At 74.0% G+C, this 3,256-nt stretch carries 2 protein-coding genes; both read left to right on the plus strand.

All coding sequences use genetic code 11. The features are described 5' to 3' along the window. Positions 1 to 150 precede the first annotated feature (150 nt). A complete protein-coding gene (locus G6045_RS39920; RefSeq protein WP_165337147.1) occupies positions 151 to 2,049 on the plus strand; it encodes a hypothetical protein in 1,899 nt (632 codons plus the stop codon). 86 nt (positions 2,050 to 2,135) lie between these two features. After that, positions 2,136 to 3,071 carry an LLM class flavin-dependent oxidoreductase gene (locus G6045_RS39925; RefSeq protein ID WP_165337148.1) on the plus strand — a complete coding sequence of 312 codons (936 nt, stop codon included), beginning with the start codon at positions 2,136 to 2,138 and terminating at the stop codon, positions 3,069 to 3,071. The last annotated feature ends 185 nt before the right edge of the window (positions 3,072 to 3,256 follow it).

Below are 3,256 nucleotides of genomic sequence, written 5' to 3' on the forward strand. Positions count from 1 at the left end.
TCTTCCGGGGGAGGCTCCGGTACGCCTTCCGGGGCGGGTGCGTCGTCTGCGGCCGCCGATCCTACGTCTGTCTCTGCTGTTGTCCGGACGGACGGCGTTGCCCGTACGGACGGCGTTGCCCGTACGGACGGCGTTGCTCTGTCCGAACTCGTGGCGCGGGCGCGTGAGTTGCGCGACCAGGGGCACCCGCAGGCCCCGCTCGCCTGGGAGCGGGTGGCCGAGGCACTCGGTACGGAGGAGCCCGACAGTGCGTTCCTCGCGGCCGAGCTCCTGGAGCACCGGGCGGTGGCCGCCGCCAAGGCCGGAGCACCGGACGCGGGTGCGCTGCTGCGCAGCTGCCGCGACGCCCACCGGGACGCCGGCCACGATGCACGGACCGCGCTCATGGAGCTGCACCTGGCGGTGCACGCCGCGGCGTCGGGCGACTCACCCGACGCCGTCCGCACACAGCTGGAGGCGGCGATGCGCGCCGCCAGGGAGCTGTGGTCGAACGCGTGGTGGGAGCGCCGCACGGCCCAGGCCTCACTGACGAACATCCGTGTCCAGGCCCATCTGCGCAGACAGACGGCGAGCCCGGAAGCCACCGGCCTGCCCACGAGCCCGGAAGCCACCGCCCTGTCCGGCGATACGCCACCGGGGTCGGGGCCGGGCGGCACTCTCAGCACCGTCGACCGTCAGTACCAGGGCGCGTTGATGGAGTTCGTCGCGACCACGCCGGACGTTCCGCCGACGCACGAGGGCGTCACCGCCGCCTCGCTCTGCGACCTCATCGCCGAGGCCGAGGGCGAGCTGGCCCAACTCGCCCTCGAGGAAGGCGATACGCAGCGCGCCGATGAGCTCCTGGCCTCCGCGGCCACCCGTGTCCTCGCCGCCGACCGGCCCTGGGACGCGGCGCACCCCCTCGCCGTGCGGGCCGGCCTGCTGGCCGCACTCGGGCGGCCCGACGAGGCCGAACAGTGCGCCCGCGCCGCCCTCGACGCCGCCGAACTCACCGCCCCCGAACAGCAGGGCACCGTACGCCTCACCCTGGTGGACGTGCTCCTGCGGCGGGACCAGGCCGAGGAGGCGGTGGAGCACGCCATCGACGCCGCGCACTGGTTCGACCAGGCCGGTCTCGAAGCCGAGGGCGGAGCCGAGGCCCGCCGCCTGCTCGCCGAGGCCTACCGGGCTCAGGGCCGGACGCCCGAGGCAGCCGAAGTGCTGCAGTCGGCGCTGCCCGACCTGATCCGCCGGGGCCCGGAGGCCGAGGTGCGGGCGCGCGCCACGCTGGCCGAGCTGCTGCGCGGTCTGCGCGAACCGCGCGCGGCGGCCGAGCAGTTGCTGCGGGCGGCGGACATCTGCAAGGACTGGGACGACCCGCGGCCGCAGGCCCGGCTCGCCCTCGACGCCGCCGATTGTCTCCAGGCGGCCGGCCTCGACGAGGCGGCGGACGCGGCCTACGGGAGGGCGCTCGAGCTCTGGCGGGCGTGCGGCGACGCGGCCGGTGAGGCGCGGGTGCTCCGCGCCCTGGCATGGCGCCGCTTCCGGGGCGACGGGGACGAGGACGCGGAGTACGGGAGCCCGGAGGGACTGGCCCTGGCCCGGCCGCTCTTCGACCGCGCGCTCGCCGTCCTCGACGAGGCGGCGGACCCGGAGCTGCGCTTCGAGCACGCGCTGACCCTGGACCAGTACGCGGACATGCTGGGCGAGTACCTCGAAGAGCTGGGCTCCACCCGCGACGACGAGCCGGAGTCCACTCCCGACGACGAGCCGGAGTCCACTCCCGACGAAGAGCCAGACCCCGCCCCCGACAAGGAGCTGGTCCGCTCGGTGCTGGACCTGTACGCGCACGCGGCCGAGGAGTACGGCGCCCTCGGCGCCGCCCACCTCTCCGACCGCTTCGAGGCGCTGCACAGCCGGGTGTGGCTGGCCCGCGAGCACCTGCCCGCGGCGGAGGCCGTCGCCCTGGCGACCGAGCTGATCGACGAGCTGCGGGCCCACGGCTCCCTGGACGCACACCGGCGCGCGGACCACCTGGAGAAGTCCAGGAACACCTGGCGGAAGGGCTGACCGGCCGAGACGCACACTTCCCGGGGCGCGGGCACCGCCCCAGCAGCCCCGGGAAGCCGCACCGCCCCCGACGTACCCTGAGGACCATGCGCCTCAGCACCGTCATCCTCCCCACCACCCCTTGGCACCACGGCGGCCGCGACAAGTGGCAGCGCGCCGAGGAGCTCGGCTTCCATGCCGCGTACACCTATGACCACCTCGCCTGGCGGACCTTCCGCGACGGCCCCTGGTTCGGCGCGATTCCCACCCTCACCGCCGCCGCCACGGCGACAAGCACCCTGCGCCTGGGCACCCTCGTGACCTCGCCGAACTTCCGGCACCCCGTCACGCTCGCCAAGGAACTGATCTCCCTCGACGACATCTCCGGCGGCCGGATCACCCTCGGCATCGGCGCTGGCGGCAACGGTTTCGACGCCACCACGCTCAAGAAGCCGGGCGAGGAGCAGTGGACGCCGAAGGAGCGGGCGGACCGGTTCGCCGAGTTCGTGGCACTGCTCGACCGGCTCCTGAGCGAACCCACGGAGGTCACCGACGAGGGCACGTTCTACTCGGCGACCGAGGCGCGCAATCTGCCCGGCTGCGCCCAGTCCCCGCGCCTGCCCCTCGCCGTCGCGGCCACCGGCCCGCGCGGGCTGCGGCTCGCCGCGCGGCACGGCCAGGCCTGGGTGACCACCGGCGACCCGAAGCTGTACGAGGCCGGCACCCCCGAGCAGTCCGTCGAGGCCGTGGCCGCCCAGGTCGCCAAGCTCGGCAAGGCCTGCGCGGAGCAGGGCCGGGACGTGGCCGAGCTGGACAAGATCCTGCTCACGGGGTTCACCCCGGAGTTCAACCCGGACACCCATGCCGCCGGCGCCCATCCGCTGCGTTCGGTCGACGCCTTCGTCGAGTTCGCCCGGCCGTATGCCGCCCTCGGCTTCACCGAGCTGGTGATCCACATGCCGATCGCGGACTCGGTGTTCGCCGCCGACGAGCAGGGCTATGAGCAGATCGCGAAGGAAGCGGCCGCCCGGCTGAGCTCCTGAGCCTTGTAGGTCCTCGGCTCCGACATCGCCAACTGCGTGACGCCAGAGCCCCGGTGGGACAGAAGGCCACTCACCGGGGCTCACACCCACTCAGATGTGCACCCCCCAGGCCGGTGCCCGGGCATATACGAAACAATGACGTGGTGACGACCTCCGCAGCAGCGTGCCGTCCAGGTCCGTGGCGA

This window comes from Streptomyces mesophilus, from assembly GCF_011044995.1.
GTDB classification, from domain to species: domain Bacteria; phylum Actinomycetota; class Actinomycetes; order Streptomycetales; family Streptomycetaceae; genus Streptomyces; species Streptomyces mesophilus.